The organism is Paraburkholderia acidisoli, from assembly GCF_009789675.1.
GTDB lineage: Bacteria > Pseudomonadota > Gammaproteobacteria > Burkholderiales > Burkholderiaceae > Paraburkholderia > Paraburkholderia acidisoli.
In genome coordinates this window covers 523,430-544,686 of sequence record NZ_CP046914.1, presented here as the reverse complement: position 1 = coordinate 544,686, position 21,257 = coordinate 523,430, and the positions used below count along the sequence as shown (strand labels likewise).

The window sequence follows — 21,257 nt, the reverse complement described above, 5'->3', positions numbered from 1 at the left end:
ACACGCCATATTCAATACCTCACCGCAGTTACAAACAATTTCCCTTTTGCAACAGGTATTTATAAAACGTTTTCTGGATATTTCCAGAATCCGCAAATATCTGTTACAGCGCCAGATCCCGCGAATTAAAGCCTCTGACCCGTAGACTTCGCTCGAGATTGCCGGAGCGGCTCCACTACCCGGAGCGGTTTCAGCGCGGTCTGAAAGTCATAAGGAAAGTCACAGTCATGAAGAAAACTCTGATTATCGCTGGCGTCATGGGCGCATTCGCAGCAACGGCCGCTCACGCACAAAGCAGCGTTACGCTCTATGGTTCGCTCGACGCAGGTATCGTCTACGCGAACAACGCGGGCGGCCACTCCACATGGAACCAGGGCAGCGGCGCGCTCTCCGACACGTACTTCGGCCTGAAGGGCAGCGAAGACCTGGGCGGCGGTCTGCATGCGATCTTCACGTTGGAAAACGGCTTCAACCTGAACAACGGCAAGCAAACCGAAAGCGGCTCGATGTTCAACCGCCAGGCGTTCGTCGGCCTGCAAAGCGACCAGTACGGCACGCTGACGCTGGGCCGTCAGTATGATTCGATGGTCGACTACCTCTCGCCGCTGTCGGAGTCGGGTTCGGGCTACGGCAACAACCTCGCCGCTCACCCGTTCGACAACGACAATCTCGACCACTCGTTCTCGATCAAGAACGCCGTCAAGTACCAGAGCGCGAACTATCAAGGCTTCAAGTTCGGCGGCATGTACGGCTTCAGCAACGACGCCGGCCAGTTCGCCAACAACCGTGCATGGAGCGTCGGCGCTTCGTACGGCAATGGCCCGCTGAACGTCGCGGCCGCTTACCTGCAGATGAACAACTCGCGCACGGGCAACACGAACGGCGCGAACTCGGCGGGTTCGGACAACAACTTCAACCTCTCGGCTGAAACGCAACGCACCCTCGGCGCGGGCGTGAACTACAACTACGGCCCGGCAACGGTCGGCTTCGTGTGGACGCACACGCAGTACGAAAACCTGATCGCGGGCGGCCAGAGCGGCAACACGTTCACGATCCCCACCGGCACGAACCTCCACATGGACAACTTCGAGCTGAACGGCCGTTATGCGCTGACGCCGGCCCTCGCGCTGGACGCGTCGTATGCGTTCACGGACGGCAAGGTGAGCGGTTCGAACGGTTCGGGTGATCCGAAGTGGCACACGGTTTCGCTGCAAGCCGACTACTCGCTCTCGAAGCGCACCGACGTGTACGTGGAAGGCGTGTACCAGCACGCATCGGGCGAACTCGGCAACGCCGGCGCCAATGTCGCGATGATCAACACGCTCTCGCCGTCGACCTCGCAGAACCAGGTCGCCGCGACGGTGGGTCTGCGTCACCGTTTCTAAGCCTGTTTTAGGGCAGCGTTCGATCGATACGCATTTCGTCTCGATCGAAGCGTCCAGCGCTTTTATCCGAAGCAGAAAACCGGTTCGCCGGGCAGTGCGCGCTCACGAGGCGCGTCCTGCCGGCGAGCCGGTTTTTTTATGCGCGAGCGCATCGACTGCCGCTGTCGATTCCGCTCAGCGCACCTTGAAGATCGATACGGCCGCGCGCAGCGTTTCGGCCTGATCGGCCATGGCCTGCGCCGCGGCGGAAGCCTGCTCGACGAGCGCGGCGTTCTGCTGCGTGACTTCGTCCATCTGCGTGACGGCGGTGTTGACCTGCTCGATACCCGTCGATTGCTCGACCGAGGCCGAGGCGATTTCGCCCATGATGTCGGTCACGCGCTGCACCGAGCGCACGACTTCGCTCATCGTCTGCCCCGCGTCGTTCACGAGCGCGGAGCCGGTCTGTACGTGCGAGACCGACGCTTCGATCAACTCCTTGATCTCCTTCGCCGCGCTGGCGCTGCGCTGCGCGAGCGTGCGCACCTCGCCGGCCACGACCGCGAAACCGCGGCCGTCCTCGCCCGCGCGCGCGGCTTCCACGGCGGCGTTGAGCGCGAGGATATTGGTCTGGAACGCGATGCCTTCGATCACGGCGATGATCTCCGTGACCTTCGAGGAACTCGACGAAATGTCGTTCATCGTGCTCACCACGCGATGCACGACGTCGCCGCCCGAGGCCGCCGTGTGCGACGCCGTGGCCGCGAGCGTGCTGCCCTGGCGCGCGTTGTCGGTGTTCGCCTTGACCGTCGACGTGAGTTCTTCCATGCTCGCCGCGGTTTCTTCGAGCGAGGCCGCCTGCTCCTCGGTGCGTTGCGAGAGATCGAGGTTGCCCTGCGCGATCTCGCCCGCGGCCGTCGAGATCGATTCCGCCGACGCCTTGATGTCCGTGACGATGCTCGTGAGCCGCGCGCGCATGGTTTCGAGCGACGCCATCAGGCTGCGCTCGTCGCCCTTCGCCAGCGCGATGGGAACGCGCAGATTGCCCGCGGCGATCTCGCCCGCGATGGCCTGCGCGACGCTCGGCTCGCCGCCCAGCTGGCGCAGCACGCTGCGCGTGAGCAGCGCGGCCGTGGCGATCGCGACCAGCACCGCGAGCGCGACCATGGACCCAACCAACACCCGTATGTTGCGATAGGTCGAAACGGCATCCTGCTGCGCCTCGGCGTTTTCCAGGTCCTCGCGTTCCGCGAGCGCGACCGCTTTCGCGAGCCACGCGCGCTGCGGCGGGCGCGCCTCTTTCATGATGGTATGCGTGGCGAGCGTGATGTCGTTGGCCACGGCCTGCTCGATGGCCTTGTTCATCGGCGGCACGGCCAGCGCCTCGCTCTGGTCGACCTCGGCCATGAGCGTGCGTTCGATCGCGGTCGTGCCCGGCTCGTGCGCGAACATGTCGCGCAACTGACGCGCGGCGTCGGCGTACAGGCGATCCTGGCCGCGGATGCGGTCGACTTCGGCGAGCAGGTCCTGCCGGTTGTCGAGAAACGCGAGATTGCGCACGGCGATCGCGCGATCCTGAATCGACGATTTCAGAAGATTCGCGAGGCGCGACTCGGTGTTATTGATGCGCGCGATATCGTCGAGCCGGTTATTCAATTGCGCGAGGCCATAGAAAGCGACGCCGGCCACACCGATCAGCAAGAACGTCAGCAGGGAAAAGCCCGCGATCAGACGCGTCGACAACTTCAGGTTCTTCATTGGCCATCCACGGAGAATGCGTTGATATCCGGGGTTACGGCAGCGCCGTGAAGTTCTGAAGGGTGATTGAAAGTTTACCGAAGGCAAACGTTTAGCGCGATCAATCGTTTTGCGCGTTGTTCCCGAGGATGGCGAGCAACCGCCTGATGTCGGCGCGATCCGCCTTGGCGTCGGGCACGAACGCGCAATACGGATGACCGAGCTTGAGCGACGTGGGCGAAAGCGCGATCAGCCGGCCCGCTTCGAGGTCGGCGCGCGCCATCACGCGCTGGCCGAGCGCCACGCCCAGCCCCAATCGCGCCGAAGCCACCGCGAGACTCGAAAGCGCCACGCGGCGCCCGCGCGACGGGTCGGGACCCGTGCCGCCGGTGACACCGCTGCTCGATCGGGCGAACCAGTCGCGCCACGTGGGATGCGACGCGTAGTTCGGCCCCCAGTTCGTGTGGATGAACAGGCTCTCGTGGATCGACGCGAGATCGAACTCGTGGTTGCCGTGCTTGTACCAGAACTCGGGCGCGCACACCGGGAGCACCTCGTCGTGCACGAGCGGCACGGCGCGCAGGCCGGGGTAGTGATAGTCGCCGTAGCTGATGCGCAGGTCGATGTCCTGGCGCGCGAGATCGACGGGATCGTCTTCCACGCGAATGTCGATGGCCATCTGCGGAAAGATCTCGATGAGTTCCGCCAGTTTCGGCGCGAGCCAGGTTTCCGCGAGCGAGGCGGGCACACTCACGACGAGCCGCATGCGCAACGCGCCTTCGACGATCCGCACGGTCATGGCCGCAATGTCGTTGAGCGCACGCGCGGTTTGCGGATAAATCGCGAGCCCCGCGTCGGTCAGCGCAATGCGGTTGCCGGTACGCACGAACAACTGCTTGCCGAGAAATTCCTCCAGGTTGCGCACCTGCTGGCTGACCGCCGCCGCCGACACGCCCAGTTCGGCGGCCGCCTGCGCGAAGCCGCCCACCCTTGCCGCCACTTCGAAGGCCTTCACCGCGTTGAGCGGAGGCAGTCTCGACATCGTCGCTCCAGCATAAGTTTTTCTATATGAAGCCTAACAATTTATGCCGTTGTTAGAAAGATTTTTTCTGGATAACGTTCCTCTCATTCACGAGGAGGAGTCAACATGCGAGACATTCTGGATCTGGAGCGTTACCCGCTGGATCGTCCCGGCAGCGTCGAATGGCGCCGTCTGGTGGACCGCTGCAGCGCCGAGCTGGCCGAGCACGGCATGTTCAATCTGGCCGGGCTGCTGCGGCCGGGCGTGGCCGAACGGGCGGTGCAGGACATCCAGCCGGTGATGGACATGGCGTCGCATACGCACAAGCGCTCGCACAACATCTACTTCAAGCCCGACATGCCCGGCCTCTACGCGGGCCACCCGGCGTTGCAGCAGGTCGAGACGGTCAGCCACACCGTGTGCGCGGACCAGATTCCCGGCAGCGTCGTGCTGGCGATTTACGGCTATGCGCCGCTCGTGCAGTTTCTGGCGGCGACCATGGGCAAGCGCGAGTTGCATCCGATGCAGGACCCGCTCGCGCGCGTGAACGTCATGGCTTACCGCACGGGCGAAACGCTGAACTGGCATTTCGACCGCTCCGAATTCACGACCACGCTGCTGCTTCAGGAGCCCGAAGCGGGCGGCGAATTCGAATACCGCTCCGAACTGCGCGCCGACGACGATCCCAACTACGAGGGCGTCGCGCGGCTGCTCGAAGGACGTGACCCGAAGGTCAAACGGCTGCGGCTCGCGGCGGGCAATCTGAATGTGTTTCGCGGCAAGAACACGGCGCATCGCGTGACCTGTGTGCAGGGCAGCCGCGAACGCATGATCGCCGTGTTCTCGTACTACGAGAAGTCGGGTGTCGTGTTCAGCGAAGAAGAACGGCTCGGTTTTTACGGGCGCGCCGCGTAGCGGTGGCGCGCGGGCGCCATGCCCTTTCGTCCACGCATTGATCCACGCGCATTAATCCACGCATCGAGCGCAAACATCGGAGAGCGAACGTGATGATGACCCTGCAGGTGAAGTGGGCCGGACTGGCGGCGGCCGCCGTCGCGAGCCTCGCGCTCATGTCGGCGTGGCCGGCCGAGGCCAAAGACTGGACTTCGGTGACGATCGCCACGGAAGGCTCGTACGCGCCCTGGAACGTCACGCTGCCGGGCGGCAAGCTGGGCGGCTTCGAGCCCGAGTTGATGCAGAACCTGTGCGCGCGCATCAAGCTCGAGTGCAAGCTGGTGGCGCAGGACTGGGACGCCATGATTCCGGGGCTCAGAACCGGAAAGTTCGATGTCCTGATGGATGCGATCATGATCACGCCCGAGCGCGAGAAGGTGATTGCGTTCTCGCGCCCGTATGCGCTCACGCCGGGCGTGTTCGTTGCCACCGACGGCAAGCTGCTCGCGGGGCTCGGCACGCCCGCCGACCTGCTGAAGCTGAGCGGCGACCCGCAAGCCGACAAGGCCGCCGTCGACCGCTTGCGCGCGGCGCTGAAGGGCAAGACCATCGGCATTCAGACCGGCACGGCCTACACGACGTTCATCGTCCAGAACTTCAAGGACATCGCCACGATCCGCGAATACAAGAAGTCGCCGGAGCGCGACATGGATCTGCTGATGGGACGTATCGACGTCGCGTTCGACGACGTGAGCTATTTTTCTTCGGTGTTGCAGCAGCCGGAGAACAAGGCGCTGAAGTTCGTCGGGCCGAAGATCGGCGGCACGATCTGGGGACCCGGCGAGGCGCTCGCGTTCCGCCCCGACGACGCCGAACTGAAGGCGCGATTCGACACGGCCTTGACGGCGGCGCTCGCGGACGGCACGGTGAAGCGGCTCTCGGAGAAGTGGTTCAAGGTGAGCGTCACGCCGTGAGCGGCACGGCGAACTCGCAGCGCAGCGAGGCGGGCGAAAGCGCCGCCTCGCTGCGCCAACGCGCTTGCCCTTAGAACCGGTGACGCAGGCCCAGCGTCGCTGAAACGCTGTCGTCCTCGCCCGCGAACGGGCCGTTGAACGCGCTGCTCGTCTTGCTGTACGCGCCCGCGAGATACACGTCGGTGCGCTTCGAGAGGAAGTAATCGCCGATCAGGAAGGTGGAGAGTTTGTTGCCGCCTTCGCCGTTCGCGTTGACGTGGCGCGCGAAGTCGTAGATCGCGGCTGCCTTGACCTGCACGGCGGGCGTTGCTTGCCACGTGGCGCCGAGCTGGAACACGTTGTCCGTGCGTGCCGCGCTGCTCGCGCCGATGTTCGTGTTGCCCGGATTCGTATAGAGCGCCGCGTACCCGCCGTAGGTGGGCGAGAAGTCCTGACCGCTGGTGGGCGTGAACGCGCCGTCGCGGCGCGTGTAGAGGTAGTAGCCGTTCAGCGTGACGGGGCCGGCCACATACGACGCCCCCGCGCCCAGGTTCGACTGCTTGTTGCCCGCGAGATCCTTCGCCTGCTGCGCGGTAAAGCCCGCGCCGAACACGCTGCCCTGATAGTTGAGGCCCGCCGCATAGGTCGAGCCGTGCGACACGCTGCCGGCCTGACCGCCGAACGAGTAGGCGGCGGTGAACTTCCACGGCCCGGACGTGAACACGTACTTCGCGGTGTTGTCGAGACGCGAGCCCGCGAGCAGTTGCACCCACACGTCGGTGGCGGAGGAGTTGGCCCAGCCGATCGTGTCGAAGGGCAACAGGGTTTCGAACGGCACGCTGTACTGGCGGCCCAAGGTCAGTTGTCCGAAGCTTCCTTTCAGGCCGACATAGGCCTGACGCCCGAATTCGCGGCTGCCTTGCAGCGACACGCCCGTGGTCGGGCTAAAGCCGGCTTCCACGCGAAACAGCGCGGAGAGGCCGCCGCCCAGATCCTCGGTGCCGGACAAGCCCCAGCGCGAACCGTTGAAGAAGCCCGGGCCGAGCGCGACGGAGCTGCCGCTCGACGTGGCGCGCCCGTTCGCCGCCGTGGTTCCGACCTGATTGGTTTGCCAGGACAGGGCCGTGTCGATCAGGCCGTAAAGCGTCACGTTCGATTGCGCGTGCGCGGAACAGGCAAACGCGAGCGTCGCGCCCGCAGCGAACAGGTGCTTCTTCATCGATGTCTCCAATTTATATAGGTATGCAAAATAAGTGCCGCCCGCGTGCGGCGGGGGCGTAAGTGCTACAAAGGATGCAGGAAGACAGCGCAGGCGCGGCGCGCGGGGCCGCGCCAGATTCAGCCGAGCAGCCGCGCCACGGCCTCGCGGTATTCGTCGACGAGACGCGCCATCACCTCGGCCGCGCCCGGCAGATCGTCGATCAAGCCCGCCGACTGGCCGAGTTCCACTTTGCCGCGTTCGATGTCGCCGTCGAGCGCGGCTTGTTTGAGCGTGCTGCTTTTGAACAGCGCGTCGTAAGCGGCGTTATCGGTTTCGTGCTGGTCGGCGTGCAGGACATCGGCGGCGAAACGGTTGCGGGTCATGCGCACGGGCAGGTTGCGCACGCCCACGAGCACCGTGCCGTCGATGTCGGTGTCCAGCACGGCCTGTTTGTAGTTTTCGTGCACGCCCGCTTCGCGTGTGGCGAGAAAGCGCGTGCCCAGTTGCACGGCGTCCGCGCCGAGCGCGAGCAGCGCAGCCACGCCATGGCCGTCCGCCACGCCGCCGCCCGCGACGATGGGCAGGTCGAATGCCTTCACCGCGCGCCGCACCGCGATCAGCGTGCTCACGCCGTTGGCGGGCGGATGGCCGCCGGCTTCGGCGCCCACCACCACCAGCGCGTCCACGCCCGCGCCCGCGGCCTTGCGGGCGTGTTCGAGCGTCGATACGACATGGATCCAGCGGGTGCCGATGCGGCGGAAGCGTTCCAGGTGCGCTTTGGGGCCGCCCTGCGAAGCGATCAGCACGGGCACGCGCTCGGCCTCGATCACGTCGAGAAAGCGTTCGGCTTCGGGGCGATAGAGGGGCAGGTTGACCGCGAACGCACGGCCTTGCGTGAGTGCCTTGACTTCGCGCACGGTGTCGCGAAACGCCTCGAGATACATGGGGCCGGCGGCGATCACGCCGAGCCCGCCCGCGTTGCTCACCGCGGCGGGCAGCGCGGCATTCGACGAAGCCCAGCTCATGCCCGCCTGCACGATCGGATAGTCGATGTTCAACATCCGGGAGAGGCGGGTTTGCATCATCTTCATTTCCATTCCTTCGAAGCGAGCGCACGGCGCTCGGGCATGCGAGAAATGTACCTGTATATATGATGCAATGTCAAATAAAAACGCGGCGGAGAATGCCGATTTTCTAGTCGTTTTTGCCGGATTCTTCGCGCTCGTGATCGAGCATCACACGGGCTTGATGTGTGAGCTTGTCAATGATTCCGGGCAGCGCTGCGCGTTCCGCGCGCGTGAGGGCGGAGAGCAGGCGTTCGTTGAGCTGCGCGGCCACGGGAAAGACTTCGCGCACCAGCTCGCGGCCCGTTTCGGTGAGCGCGATGACCACGCCGCGCGCGTCTTTTTCGTCGGTGCCGCGCTGAAGCACGCCGCGCGCTTCGAGCGCGGTGACGATGCGGCTCGTGAGGCCGCGGTCGAATTGCGCCTGCTCCGCGAGGCGGTTCAGCGACATGCCCGCGCTGTGCTGCAACAGCGCGATGCAGCGCCACTCGTTGAGCGTGAGCCCGAAGCGGCGCTCGTAGACGCTCGACGAGCCTTTCGTGTAGATGTTCGTCAGCTGGCGCAGCTGAAACGACGTGAGCTGACGCAGATCCGTGGGAGCGGAACCGGTGTCGGGCTCGGCGTCGGGGCGTTGAGTAGGCGATTTGGCCATGATGGGTCGCGGCAAAGGTGCAGGTCGCGCCAATCCTAGCGATTCGGTTCGCGGCGGTCAAACGGGCGCGAGTTCGGCCGACCTTGCACAGGCTCGCGGCCAGCCGCAAATAGGCGCCGCGCGCTGCCGGATCCGAATCCGGATCGCGCCGGATCGCGCCGGATCGCACAACCCGGCCCGCCCCGCCGTTCAGTCCGCGTTGCCCTTCGGCATGAGCCGCGCCGGAATGCCCACCAGCAGCAGCACACCGCCCGCGAGAATCACGCAGCCCGCCATCTGGATGCCGAGCGTGAGGCTGCCGCTCACGGATTTCACATAGCCGATCATGCTCGGCCCGACCAGGCCGCCCAGCGAGCCGATGCTGCTCACGAGCGCGATGCCCGCCGCTGCGCTCGTCGAGGCGAGATAGGTGGACGGAATCGTCCAGAACACCGAAAGGCTCGACAGGTGACCCGCCGTGGCGATCGCGAGCAGGACGATCGAGAACGCGAGGTCGCCGCGCGAGAAGGGCAGCGCGATCAGGCTGCACGCCGCGATCATCAGCGGCAGCGCGGCGTGCCAGCGGCGCTCGCGATGGCGGTCCGAATGACGGCTCACGAGCACCATCGAGACGATGCCCGCGAGCGCCGGAATGGCGGCGAGCACGCCCACGTGAAAGGCGTCGTGCACGCCGGTGGCCTGGATCACCATCGGCGAAAAAAAGGCGATGGTGCTCGCGAGCACGTAGCCGCAAAACGAAACGAGCCCCGCCACGTACACGCGCCAGTCGCCCAGCGCTGCCAGCATGCCGCCGTGTTCGTGGCCTTGTGCGCCGCGCTCGCGCCGCTCGGCGGCGAGCACGTTGACGAGGCTCGCTTTCTCGGCCGCGCTGAGCCAGCTTGCCGTCTCGGGCCGGTCTTCCAGACGAAAGTACACGACGACGCCCAGCACGATGGCCGGCAAGCCTTCGAGCAGGAACATCCACTGCCAGCCCGCGAGTCCCGACACGCTGTGAAAGCTGCGGATGATCCAGCCCGAGAGCGGCGCGCCGATCATCGTGGCCACGGGAATGGCGATGAACGAGAACGCCGTCACGCGAGCGCGCCGCGCGGCGGGAAACCAGTAGCTGAGGTACAGGATGATGCCGGGAAAAAAGCCCGCTTCCGCTACGCCGAGCAGCATGCGCGCGGCGTAGAACTCGGTGGGTGTGCGCACGAACAGGGTCGCGCTCGACACCGCGCCCCACATCACCATGATGCGCAGCAGCGTCTTGCGCGCGCCGAGCTTCGCCAGCAGCAAATTGCTTGGTACTTCGAAACAAAGAAAGCCCACGAAGAACAGGCCTGCGCCAATGCCATAGACGAGGTCGCTGAAATGCAGGTCGGCCTTGAACTGGATCTGCGCGATGCCGATGTTCACGCGGTCGATGTAGTTGATGATGTAGCACACGAACAGCAGCGGCAGAATGCGCCGGCTGATCCTGCGGTATGTGGATTCACTGACGGCTTCGTCGGCGCGAGTCATGCCGACGGTCTCCGAAGCGCTCATGCTCATTGTCTCCTCCTTTTTATCGACGACGGCGGCGCGTGCGTGGCGCCGCCGTCGCGTTCGTGCGCTGGCGCGCGTGGCGTTACGCGAGCCCGAATTCGCGGATGGCGTAGTCGCGCAGCTTGTTCTTCTGGACCTTGGAGCTGCCCGTCATGCCGATCTCGTCGAACGACAGCACGAGTTGCAGATAACGCGGCACCTTGAAGTTCGCGCAGCGGCTCTTGCACCAGGCGATAAGTTCTTCGCTCGACGCCTGGGTGCCGGGACGCAGCACGACGAACGCCGCCGCGACTTCGCCGAGCCGCGCGTCGGGCACGCCCACCACCTGCGCGAGCTGCACGGCGGGATGCGAGAACAGCGTTTCCTCGACTTCGGCGGGTGCGACGTTCTCGCCACCCACGCGGAACACGTCCTTGAGGCGACCCAGCATGCGCATGCGGCCGTCGGCGTCGATCACGCCGAGGTCGCCAGTGCGCAGCCAGCCGTCGTCGCTGAACGCCTTCGCGGTTTCCTGCGGCTTGTTGTAATAGCCCTTCATCACGCTCCAGCCGCGCACCTGAATTTCGCCGGGCGCGTTCGCGGGCTGCACTTCGCCGGTTTCCTGCGAGACCGTGCGGATTTCCAGGCCCGGATGCGGCGCCGCCCAACCGGCCACGCGCAGTTCCAGCGGATCGCGCCAGTCGTTGAGCACCACGTTCGGCGAGGCTTCGGATTGCCCGTACGCGCCCACCATGTACTTCACGCCCATCACGTCGTGAATCTTCTGCATGATCTCGGGACCGGCCGCCGCCCAGCCGCCGCGCAGGTGAATGCGTTCGCGGCGGAACTCGGGGTGGCCCATCATCATCAGGAAGATCGTGTCGTTGCCGGACGTGAGCGTGCAGCGTTCCTCGTCCAGCATCGTGAGCACGTTCGCCACGTCGAACGAGGGCACCGAGAGCAGGCACGCGCCCGTGACGAGCGCCACGAGCAGCGACATGGTCGTGCCCGCCACGTGAAAGAACGGGCGCACGCTGAAATAGCGGTCGTCGGGCTGCACGCCGATACGCAGCGCGGAGGCCGCCGCGTTCATCAGCATGTTGCGATGGCGCAGCAGCACGCCCTTCGGGAACGAGGTCGTGCCCGAGGTGTACTGGATCAGCAGGATGTCTTCGGGCGAGACGCGTTGCGCGCGTGCCGCGGCCTCGGCGCGCCATTCGGGCGTATCGGGCAGGGCGTCGAAGCGCTCCACGCCAGCGGGAATCGCGCGCGCATCATGGCCCGCGACATCGCCGACGATCACCGCGCGGCGCAAGAGCGGCAGCACCTCGCCGGGCAGCGCCGCGTCGAACGCGGGTTCCACGTCACGCAGCAGTTGCGTGTAGTCGATGTTGAGGAACGTGTCGACGTAGAACAGCACGCGCACGTCGCCTTGCTTGAGACAGTAGTTGAGTTCGTCGAGCTTGAAGCGCGTGTTCACCGGCACCGTGACCGCGCCGATCGAAGCGGCCGCGTAGAACAGCACGACCCAGTCGACGGAATTGCCCATCAGCACGCCCACGTGCTCGCCGTGCTGCACGCCCGCGGCGACCATGCGCGCGGCGGCGCTCTGTACGCGTTCGTGTAGCGTGCGGTAGTCGACGCGCACGCCGTCGATCACGAGCGCTTCGGCGTGCGGCGTGGCGGCGGCGCGGCGCGCGAGGATCGCAGGCAGCGTGACCGGGCCGCTCAGGCCGAACTGTTCGGCGTAGACGGTGTAATCATGCATGGCTGGGATCCTTGACGATGTTCTTTACGGAATCCTTATGATCGCCCGCGCCGAACGAAGCGATCGACTGCTTCCAGTCGGAGTTTTGCAGCAGCGTGTCGATAGCGAGCATTTCGATGGCGAGCGCGCCCGCCGGGTCGGTTTCTACGCCGCGGTCGATACAGTCGCGCGTGAGGCGCATGGCGAGCGGCGGGGCGTCGGCGATATCGCGCGCCATTTGCCGCACGAGACTCACGGCATCTTCGGCGGCCACGATGCGCGAGACCAGCCCGGCCTGCTGCGCTTCCTGCACGCCAAGCGTGCGGCCCGTGTAGGCCATGTCTTTCGCGAGCCGCTTGCCCACCACGCGCGGCAGGCGCTGCGTCGCGCCCACGGTGCCCCACAGCGCCTCGGGCGTGCGAAAGCTCGCGTTTTCCGTGGCGACGATGAAGTCGCAGGCCATGGCGATCTCGCCGCCGGAGCCCACGGCCGCGCCTTCCACGAGCGCAATGCACGGCTTGCCGATCTGTTCGAGCGCGTCGTAGGCGGCGAAGGCCTTGAGACGGCGCGCGCGCACGTCGTCGATATCCATGCCCTTGCGTTCCTTGAGGTCCGCGCCCGCGCAGAACACCGGGCCGTTGGCGCGCACGATCACGCAGCGGATCGTGTCGTCGGCGCGCAGTGCGACGGCGGCGGCGCGCAGCGCGTCGCACATGGCCGCGTTGAGCGCGTTGCGCTGGTCGGGGCGATTGAGAATGATCTCGGCCACGGCGCCCAGCCGTTCGACGATCAGCGTATCAGTGTGGTTCATCGTTTCCTCTTGCTTTGAGACGGTGGCGCGGCGCGCTCGATGCGCTCGATGCGTTCAGATCGCGCCGTCGCGGCGCAGCGCGGCAATGTGCTGCGCGTCATAGCCCAGGCGTTCGCGCAGGACCTGATCCGTGTGCTCGCCGAGCAACGGCGGACGCTGGATCTGCGGATCGTCGAAGCCGTCGAACTTGAAGGGCAGCGGCAGCGCGCCGAAGCTGCCCACCGTGGGATGCTCGAACGCGCCAACCATGCCGCGCGCCCGCACGTGCGGATCGGCGAGCACTTCGGCCACGTCGTTGATCGGACCGGCGGGCACGCCCACGGCGTCGCACGCGTCGCAGAGTTCGCGGCGCGTCCAGCCCGCGATGGCCTGCGTGAGCGTCTGCATCACGCGCTCGCGATGCTCGACGCGGCCCGCGTTGGTCGCGAGCAGCGGGTCGCTCGCGAGCGCGTCGAGCTTGAGCAGCGTGCACAGCGGCAGCCAGTGCTGATCGCTGCACGTGATGTGCACGTACGCGCCGTCGCTGCACGCGAAGGTGGCGGACGGCACGCGCCCCGGATGCTCGGTGCCCAGGCGCGGCGGCACTTCGTTCAGCGCGAAATAGCGGCCGGCCGCGAGCGTGAGCAGGCTCACCTGGCCGTCGAGCATCGAAAAGTCGATATGGCAGCCCTTGCCCGTGAGCGTGCGGCCGTTGAGCGCGGAAAGCAGGCCGATGGCGATCCACATGCCCGAGGTCAGATCCGCGATCGGCAGGCCGGGTTTGACGGGGCCGCCGCCGCGCTCGCCGGTGAGGCTCATCAAGCCGCCCATGGCCTGAAACACGGTGTCGTAGCCTTTGCGCTTCGCGTACGGGCCGGTCTGGCCGAAGCCCGTGCACGAAACGTAGATGAGCTGATCGTTGGCGGCGCGCAGCGCGGTGTGGTCGAGGCCGTAGCGCGCGAGCGTGCCCACCGGAAAGTTTTCGATGACGATGTCGGCGCTGGCCGCGAGCTCGCGCACGATACGGCGGCCCGCGTCGGTCTTGAGATTGGCCGTGACCGACTGCTTGCCGCGATTGCACGCGAAAAAGTACGCCGATTCGTCGCCCACGGGCGGCTCGAAGCTGCGGGTTTCGTCGCCGCTGCCGGGCTGCTCGATCTTGATGACGGTCGCGCCGAGCTCGGCGAGGATCATGTCGGCGAACGGGCACGCGAGCACGCGCGCCAGCTCGATGACGGTCACATTGGCGAGGGGTTTCGTCGAGAGGCTCATCGCGGCTTACCGGTCGTTCGCGCGGTCCTGGCGGAAGCTGCGCATCATCATGTTGGTGTCGAGGGAGGCGTCGAGCGCCGGTTGCAGCGGCAGGTCGGCCACGCGGTGGAACAGGCGCTTGGTTGCCGCCATGGCGGGCGCGTCGAAGCTCGCGAGCCGCTCGGCAATGCCCACGGCGGTCTCCACGAGCGCCGCGTCGGGCGCCACGCGATTGACGATGCCGAGCGCGAGCGCGCGCGGCGCGTCGACGGACTCGCCCATCGACACGAGTTCGAACGCCGTCTTGCGGCCCACCTGGCGCACCAGATTCGCCATCACGATGGCCGCGACGATGCCGTGCTTCAACTCCGGGTAGCCGAGCTTGAGGCTTTCGCCCGCGACCAGCATGTCGCAGGCCAGCGCGAGACCCGCGCCGCCGCCCATTGCATAACTCTGCGCCGCGCCGATCACGGGCTTGCCGATCTGCGAGAACACGCGATGCAGGTTGGTCGTGAGATGGGCGCGCTCGAGCGCGGCCTGCGCGGCGCTGGCGTTGCTGCCGTTGTTCACGAAGCCGCCGAACTCCTTGATGTCGGCGCCCGCGCAAAACGCCTGGCCCGCGCCCGCGAGCACGATGGCCTTGATGGCGGGATCGCGGTCGGCCGCGTGCAAGGCGTCGAGCAGCGCCTGCGTGAGGGCGTTGTTGAGCGCGTTGCGCTTGTCGGGACGATTCATCGTGAGCACGCGCACGGCGGCGCGGTCTTCGATGAGCAGGCAGTCGGAAGAAGTCATGAGCGTTTCAGTGAGGCGATAAAGAAGGGCGCCGGACAGCCCGGCACGACGACCACAGGTTAAAGCACGATACGTGATGAAGTCAAACAAATGTGCACTATCCACAAACGTTTCGGCTCGGTGTTAACCCGCATCTCACAGCGTGAATGCCGGTCATGCAAGTGTCGCTAAAGCGATGATATTTACGCCTTTATTCGCGGATTGACGGGAGGTTTCGGGTTTTTCCCCGCGCGCACGCCAAACTCGGCATCGCTCGCGCGACTCGTCGATAAATAGTTGACAGTGCATCACAACGATGTTTTCATTCGGTCGACGCTCACCCTATCTTCGAGAAACGCCGCGCATCATGTCCGACCTGACCCTCTGTGAATGCTTCGCCCGCGACGGGCTTCAGCACGAGACCGATTTCATCGCCACCGGCACGAAGGTCGCATTGATCGATCGCTTCGCGCGCGCCGGGTTCGCGCGGGTGGAGGCCACGTCGTATTCGAACCCCGCCGTCGTGCCGCAATTCGCCGACGCCACCGAGGTCCTGCAGGCGCTGCCGCGCGTGGACGGCGTCTACTACAAGGCGACCTGCGCGAACGTGCGCGCGGTCGAGCGCGCGCTCGCCGATCTCGAGGCGGGCTGCGGCGCGAACGAGATCAGCCTGCTGGTCTCGGCGAGCGAGTCGCATTCGCAGCGCAACCTCAAGCAATCGCGCGCCGCTCAATGGCAGCGCATCGAAGCGATGGCCGCCGCGGCGCAAGGGCGCTTTCGCCTGATCGGCACGATCTCCGTGGCGTTCGGCTGCCCGTTCGAAGGCGCGATCGACACCACCAGCGTGCTCGCCGACGTCGAACGCTTCGCCGCGCTCGGCGTGCGCCACGTGACACTCGGCGACACCATCGGCGTGGCGACGCAAGCGGCCACGCAGCAGCTGTTCCGCGCGATGCGGGAGGCGTGCCCCGAAGTCGACGCCATCGCGCATTTCCACGACACGCGCGGCACCGGCATCGTCAACTATCTGGCCGCGCTGGAAGCGGGCGTGCGCCATTTCGACGTGGCGTTCGGCGGCGTGGGCGGGCACCCGGCCAAGGTGAAATACGGCGGCGGCGTGACCGGCAACGTGTGCACGGAAGACTTCGTAAACGTGCTCGAAACCATGGGCGTGGAGACGGGCATCGACCTCGCGGCGATGATGGACGCCTCAGCGGCGTGCGAGGAAGCGCTCGGGCGCACGCTCGCGAGCCGCGTGGCGCGTACCGGCCTGAATCCGCTGCTCGCCGCGAGGAGCGGCTCCCCCGCCGCGCAGCACGCGGCGAGCGCCGCATGAGCACGCTCGCGATCGAATCGGAGTTCTGCCTCGACCAGGGCTTCGAACTCGTGGACCACGGCGACGGCTGGGCGACGCTCGCGTGCGACGTGCAGGCGCGCCATTCGAATCGCCACGGCAACGCGCACGGCGGCCTGCTCGCCACGCTGCTCGATACGTCGATGGGACTCGCCACGCGCAGCAACGGCCGCGTGGACAACCTCGGCACCGCGAGTCTCACCGTGAACTATCTGAAGCCCGCGCGCGGCCGCATCGCCGTGCATGCGCACGTGCGCCGCAGCGGCCGCACGCTCGCGTTCTGCGAGGCCGAGGCGCGCAACGCGAACGACGAAGTCGTTGCGACGGCCAGCGCCGTGTTCGCTGTTTCCCCCATTGCGTCCTAGCTCAAACATCAGGAGAAGCAGTTCATGTACGAAGACGTCCAGTTGTATATCGACGGCGAATGGAAGGCGGGCGCCGCGGCGCGCACCCTCGACGTGATCAATCCCGCGACCGAAGCCGTGATCGGCAAGGTCGCGCAGGCGGAGACCGCCGACCTCGACGCGGCCGTGGCCGCCGCGCAAGCGGGCTTCGAGACGTGGAAGCGCATGAATGCCTACGAGCGCGCGAACCTCATGCGGCGCGCCGCGAACCTGCTGCGCGAACGCGCCGACGCGATCGCGCGCACGATGACGCTCGAACAGGGCAAGCCGCTCGCCGAGGCGAAGGGCGAAGCGATGTCGGCGGCCGACCTGATCGACTGGTTCGCCGACGAAGGCCGCCGCGCTTACGGGCGCATGATTCCCTCGCGCATTCCCGGCTCGTATCAACTCGTCATCAAGGAACCGGTCGGTCCCGTGGCGGCGTTTTCGCCGTGGAATTTCCCGATCAACCAGGTCGTGCGCAAGCTCTCGGCGGCGCTCGCGGCGGGCTGCTCGATCATCGTGAAGGCGCCCGAGGAAACACCGGCCGCGCCCGCCGCGCTGATCCGCGCATTCGCCGACGCGGGCGTGCCGCGCGGCGTGATCAATCTCGTCTATGGCGTGCCCGCCGACATCTCCGGCTACCTCGTGCCGCATCCCGCCATCCGCAAGATTTCGTTCACGGGCTCGACGCCGGTGGGCAAGCATCTCGCGCAACTCGCGGGCGCGCACATGAAGAAAGCGACGATGGAACTCGGCGGCCACGGCCCGGTGCTCGTGTGCGACGACGCCGATCTCGACACGGCCGCCGCGCAACTCGGCGCATTCAAGCTGCGCAACGCGGGCCAGGTGTGTACCTCGCCCACGCGTTTTCTCGTGCAGCGCGCGGTGTTCGCGCCGTTCGTGGAAAAGCTCGTGGCGGCCATGTCGAAGGTGCGCGTGGGCGACGGTCTGAGCGAAGGCGTGACGATGGGGCCGCTCGCGAACGCGCGCCGCCTGCGCGCGATGCAAAGCCTCGTGGACGACGCGCTCTCGAACGGCGGCACGCTGCGGCTGGGCGGCAAGCGCATTGGCGAACGCGGTTATTTCTTCGAGCCGACCGTGCTGACGGACGTGCCGCAGCGCGCCCGCATCATGTCGGAGGAACCGTTCGGGCCCGTGGCCGTGGTCAATGCGTTCGACACGCTCGACGAGATGATCGACGAAGCCAACCGCCTGCCGTACGGTCTGTGCGCGTTCGCGTACACGCGCTCGGCGAAGCAGGCGCATCGCATTGCGGCCGAAGTCGAAACGGGCATGCTCACGATCAACCAGATCGCCATTGCGTTCCCCGAAGTGCCGTTCGGCGGCGTGAAGGACAGCGGCTACGGCAGCGAAGGCGGCGCCGAGGCCATCGACCCGTATCTGAACCTCAAATACGTGTCGCAACTCGACATCTGACGATCCTGGCGGATCGACCCGAACCCACGCGGCGCGGAAAGCGCCGCGTCATCACGATGTAGCGCGCAAAAAAAAACCATAAACCGGAGACACAGCATGGACCTCGAACAGCAGGTCATGAAACGGGTGATGTATCGGCTGATGCCCGTTCTGATCGTGTGTTACCTGATTTCGTATATCGACCGCAGCAATCTCGCGGTGGCCGCCATTGCCATGAATCGCGAACTCGGCCTTTCGCCCGCGGATTATGGCTTCGCCGCGGGCATTTTCTTTCTCGGCTACGTGATCTGCGAGATTCCATCGAACATCTTTCTCGCCAAACTCGGCGCGCGTTTGTGGATCTCGCGCATCATGCTCACGTGGGGACTGCTCTCGGGCGCAATGGCGTTCGCGGTCGGGCCGAAGTCGCTGTTCGTGCTGCGCATTCTGCTCGGCATTGCCGAAGCGGGGCTGTTTCCGGGGCTGATTTTCTATATCTCGTTCTGGTTTCCGTCCACGTATCGTGCGCGCGCGTTCGGCTGGTTTCTCGTCGTGATTCCGCTGTCGATCGTGATTGGCGCACCGCTTTCCGCGTCGATCCTCTACATGGACGGCATGGCGGGTCTGTCGGGCTGGCAGTGGGTGTTCGTTCTCGAAGCCGCGCCCGCCGTGCTGTTCTCGTTCTTCTGTTTCTTCTTTCTCACCGACACGCCCGCGAAGGCGAACTGGCTGAGCGAGCCGGAGCGCAAGTGGCTGATGAACCGCATCGCGCGCGACGTGGAGCATGTGGAGGCGCACGGGCAGTCGCACGGGCGGGGCGAGATCATGGCCGCGTTCGCGCATCCGCGCGTGTGGCTGCTGAGCCTCATCAACGTCGCGCTGATCGCATGCAGCTACGGCTGCGTGTTTTTCATGCCGCTGATCGTGTCCGACTTCGGCTTCACGAAGATGCAGACCGGCCTCATCACGGCGCTGCCGTTTCTCGCGGCCGCCATCGCGACGATCGCATGGGGCCGCAAATCGGACCGCGCGGGCGAGCGCAAGCTGCATCTGATCCTGCCGCTGCTCGTGGCCGTGGTCGGCTTCGTGATCGCCGCCGAAGTGGACACGGTCACGGTCAAGATGATCGGGCTCGGTCTCGCGGCGTGCGGCACGTTCGCCTCGCTCTCGCCGTTCTGGTCGCTGCCGCCCACGTTCCTCAAGGGCACGGGCGCGGCGGCGGGCATTGCGATGATCAACACCATCGGCAGTCTCGCGGGCTTCGGCGCGCCGTATCTGATGGGCTACGTGAAGCAGCATACCGGCAGCTATGGGTTAGGGCTGCTGATTATCGGCGCGAGCGCGTTGATCGCCGCCGCGCTGGCGCTGCGCATCCGGTCCGACGAAGCGCCGCTGCGCCGGACTGCCTGAATCGTTTCAACCGAACTACGTACACGCCATGGAAGCTTTCGACTATGTCATCGTGGGCGCCGGCTCGGCCGGCTGCGCGATCACCGCGCGGCTGGTGCAGGCGGGCAAGCGCGTCGCGCTGATCGAGTCGGGTCCGCCCGACAATCATCCGTTCATCCACATTCCCGCGACCTTCTTCAAGGTGCACGGCACGCATCGCATGTGGATGTACCAGACGCAGCCGCAGCCCAACGCGAACGGCCGCACGATGTATATCCCGCAAGGGCGCACGCTCGGCGGCGGCAGCTCCGTGAACGCGATGATCTATATTCGCGGCCAGCACGAAGATTTCGACGACTGGCAGGCGCTCGGCGCGCACGGCTGGGCGTGGCGCGACGTATTGCCGTTCTTCGTGAAGAGCGAAGGCAACGCGCGGCTCGCGGGGCCGCTGCACGGCACGGCGGGACCGCTGAAGGTCAACGACGCGCGTCACGTGCATCCGTTCACGCGCGCGTTCGTCGAGGCGTCGCAGCAGGCGGGCGTGCCGTTCACCGACGACTTCAACGGCGCCCGGCAGGAAGGCGCGGGCCTGTTCCAGACCACCACCTTCGACGGGCGGCGCGGCAGCAGCGCGGCCACCTACCTCAAGCTCGTGAAGCACGATGCGCGCTTGCGTCTCGTCACCGGCGCCGACGTGCTCAAGATCACGAGCGAAGAGCGTCGCGCGACGGGCGTGCTGGTGCGTCACGCGAGCGGCGAAACGGAACGCATTGCGTGCGGCGGCGAAGTGATCGTGTGCGCGGGCGGCGCGGCGAGCCCGAAGCTGCTGATGCTCTCGGGCGTGGGTCCGGCGGCGCACCTGCGTGAGTTCGACATTCCCGTGGTGCACGATCTGCCGGGCGTGGGGGAGAACTTCCAGGATCACCTGACCGCGCCCATTTACGGCCGCGCGCGTCACGCGCACAGCGTGCTCGGGCACGACAAGGGTTGGCGCGCATTGATGCACGGCCTGCGTTACGCGTTCACGCGCTCGGGACTGTTGAGTTCGAACGTGATCGAAAGCGGCGCGTTCATCGACACGGCGGGCACAGGCCGTCCCGACATTCAGATCCACACCACGCCCACGCTGGTTGGCGACGTGGACCGCAAACCGCTGGACGGTCACGGCATCACGATCGGCCCGTGCGTGGTGCGGCCGAAGTCGCGCGGCACGGTGCGGCTCGCGTCGAACGATCCGCTCGCGCCCGCGTTGCTCGATCCGCGTTTCTATAGCGACCCATACGACATGGCCACGATGATTCGCGGCGTGAAGATCAGCCGCAAGATCCTGCGCGCGCCCGCGCTGCGCGCCGTGATCGCGGAAGAATTGCTGCCGGGCGCGGACGAACATCTCAGCGACGCGCGTATCGAAGATCACATTCGCGCGATCTCGAAGACGGTGTTTCATCCGGCCGGCAGTTGCCGCATGGGACGCGACGCCCTGGCCGTGGTCGATCCGCAGTTGCGCGTGCGCGGCATGAGTCATTTGCGCGTGGCCGATGCGTCGGTCATGCCGGCGCTCGTGAGCGGCAACACCAACGCCACGGCGATCATGATCGGCGAACGCTGTGCCGATTTCATCCTGAATCCGCGTGACGATGTGCGCGCGGGGGCGGGCGTTGAGAACGTGAGCGGCGCGGCGCTGCGCGTCTAGTTACCGTTCGGTTCGCGAGCGCCCGCCGCCGATTCCTCGGCCACGGAGTCGCGGCGTAATCGGCATGA

Annotated in this window: 18 protein-coding genes; 8 read left to right on the top strand and 10 right to left on the bottom strand. The window is 66.2% G+C overall.

Translation table 11 applies throughout. The annotated features are described in order from the left end of the window. Positions 1-227: 227 nt before the first annotated feature. On the top strand, positions 228-1,385 hold the full coding sequence (locus FAZ98_RS16715; protein ID WP_158952426.1) for a porin: 1,158 nt from the start codon (positions 228-230) through the stop codon (positions 1,383-1,385). A 174-nt stretch (positions 1,386-1,559) separates the two neighbouring features. Here the strand turns inward: FAZ98_RS16715 and FAZ98_RS16710 are convergent, their stop codons facing one another. Both FAZ98_RS16710 and FAZ98_RS16705 read right to left on the bottom strand, forming a co-directional pair. Further along, positions 1,560-3,122 (bottom strand): methyl-accepting chemotaxis protein, encoded by a 1,563-nt coding sequence (locus FAZ98_RS16710; protein WP_158952425.1) that lies wholly within the window; start codon positions 3,120-3,122, stop codon positions 1,560-1,562. Between the two features lie 100 nt (positions 3,123-3,222). Continuing rightward, a complete protein-coding gene (locus FAZ98_RS16705) occupies positions 3,223-4,143 on the bottom strand; it encodes a LysR substrate-binding domain-containing protein (RefSeq protein WP_158952424.1) in 921 nt (306 codons plus the stop codon). A 105-nt stretch (positions 4,144-4,248) separates the two neighbouring features. Between FAZ98_RS16705 and FAZ98_RS16700 the strand changes: the two genes are divergently transcribed. Together FAZ98_RS16700 and FAZ98_RS16695 are read left to right on the top strand one after the other, a co-directional pair. Then, a complete protein-coding gene (locus tag FAZ98_RS16700; protein WP_158952423.1) occupies positions 4,249-5,037 on the top strand; it encodes a HalD/BesD family halogenase in 789 nt (262 codons plus the stop codon). 95 nt (positions 5,038-5,132) lie between these two features. Then, positions 5,133-5,990 (top strand): transporter substrate-binding domain-containing protein, encoded by an 858-nt coding sequence (locus FAZ98_RS16695; RefSeq protein WP_407672117.1) that lies wholly within the window; start codon positions 5,133-5,135, stop codon positions 5,988-5,990. 70 nt (positions 5,991-6,060) lie between these two features. On the opposite strand, the gene FAZ98_RS16690 is transcribed toward FAZ98_RS16695, so the two are convergent. The 8 genes from FAZ98_RS16690 to FAZ98_RS16655 all read right to left on the bottom strand — a co-directional run bounded on the left by FAZ98_RS16690 (position 6,061) and on the right by FAZ98_RS16655 (position 14,972). Further along, entirely contained in the window at positions 6,061-7,188 is a 1,128-nt protein-coding gene (locus tag FAZ98_RS16690) for a porin (protein ID WP_158952422.1), read from the bottom strand. A gap of 119 nt (positions 7,189-7,307) precedes the next feature. Then, a complete protein-coding gene (locus FAZ98_RS16685; protein ID WP_158952421.1) occupies positions 7,308-8,255 on the bottom strand; it encodes an NAD(P)H-dependent flavin oxidoreductase in 948 nt (315 codons plus the stop codon). Between the two features lie 109 nt (positions 8,256-8,364). Then, positions 8,365-8,886, bottom strand: a complete 522-nt coding sequence (locus FAZ98_RS16680) for a MarR family winged helix-turn-helix transcriptional regulator (RefSeq protein WP_158952420.1) — start codon at positions 8,884-8,886, stop codon at positions 8,365-8,367. A gap of 189 nt (positions 8,887-9,075) precedes the next feature. Then, on the bottom strand, positions 9,076-10,419 hold the full coding sequence (locus FAZ98_RS16675; RefSeq protein ID WP_199272380.1) for an MFS transporter: 1,344 nt from the start codon (positions 10,417-10,419) through the stop codon (positions 9,076-9,078). A 76-nt stretch (positions 10,420-10,495) separates the two neighbouring features. Beyond that, positions 10,496-12,160, bottom strand: coding sequence for an AMP-binding protein (locus FAZ98_RS16670; protein ID WP_233272786.1), 1,665 nt, complete (start codon positions 12,158-12,160; stop codon positions 10,496-10,498). Then, positions 12,153-12,950 carry an enoyl-CoA hydratase/isomerase family protein gene (locus FAZ98_RS16665; protein WP_158952419.1) on the bottom strand — a complete coding sequence of 266 codons (798 nt, stop codon included), beginning with the start codon at positions 12,948-12,950 and terminating at the stop codon, positions 12,153-12,155. Before FAZ98_RS16665 ends, FAZ98_RS16670 begins: the two co-directional genes overlap by 8 nt. A 54-nt stretch (positions 12,951-13,004) precedes the next feature. After that, the gene (locus FAZ98_RS16660) at positions 13,005-14,201 is read right to left on the bottom strand and encodes a CaiB/BaiF CoA transferase family protein (protein ID WP_158952418.1); all 1,197 of its coding nucleotides are present in this window, start codon (positions 14,199-14,201) and stop codon (positions 13,005-13,007) included. 6 nt (positions 14,202-14,207) lie between these two features. Beyond that, positions 14,208-14,972, bottom strand: coding sequence for an enoyl-CoA hydratase/isomerase family protein (locus FAZ98_RS16655; protein ID WP_158952417.1), 765 nt, complete (start codon positions 14,970-14,972; stop codon positions 14,208-14,210). Positions 14,973-15,318: 346 nt separating this feature from the next. Here FAZ98_RS16655 and FAZ98_RS16650 point away from each other — a divergent pair, with 346 nt between their 5' ends. The 5 genes from FAZ98_RS16650 (at position 15,319) to FAZ98_RS16630 (ending at position 21,189) form a co-directional block, all read left to right on the top strand. After that, a complete protein-coding gene (locus FAZ98_RS16650; protein ID WP_158952416.1) occupies positions 15,319-16,287 on the top strand; it encodes a hydroxymethylglutaryl-CoA lyase in 969 nt (322 codons plus the stop codon). Further along, positions 16,284-16,670 carry a PaaI family thioesterase gene (locus tag FAZ98_RS16645; protein WP_158952415.1) on the top strand — a complete coding sequence of 129 codons (387 nt, stop codon included), beginning with the start codon at positions 16,284-16,286 and terminating at the stop codon, positions 16,668-16,670. The genes FAZ98_RS16650 and FAZ98_RS16645 overlap by 4 nt, the downstream gene beginning before the upstream one ends. 24 nt (positions 16,671-16,694) lie before the next feature. Beyond that, positions 16,695-18,128, top strand: coding sequence for an NAD-dependent succinate-semialdehyde dehydrogenase (locus tag FAZ98_RS16640; RefSeq protein WP_158952414.1), 1,434 nt, complete (start codon positions 16,695-16,697; stop codon positions 18,126-18,128). A 96-nt stretch (positions 18,129-18,224) separates the two neighbouring features. Next, the gene (locus FAZ98_RS16635; RefSeq protein WP_158952413.1) at positions 18,225-19,517 is read left to right on the top strand and encodes an MFS transporter; all 1,293 of its coding nucleotides are present in this window, start codon (positions 18,225-18,227) and stop codon (positions 19,515-19,517) included. Positions 19,518-19,545: 28 nt separating this feature from the next. Beyond that, complete coding sequence (locus FAZ98_RS16630; protein ID WP_158952412.1) at positions 19,546-21,189, top strand: GMC family oxidoreductase; 1,644 nt, start codon at positions 19,546-19,548, stop codon at positions 21,187-21,189. Positions 21,190-21,257 lie beyond the last annotated feature (68 nt).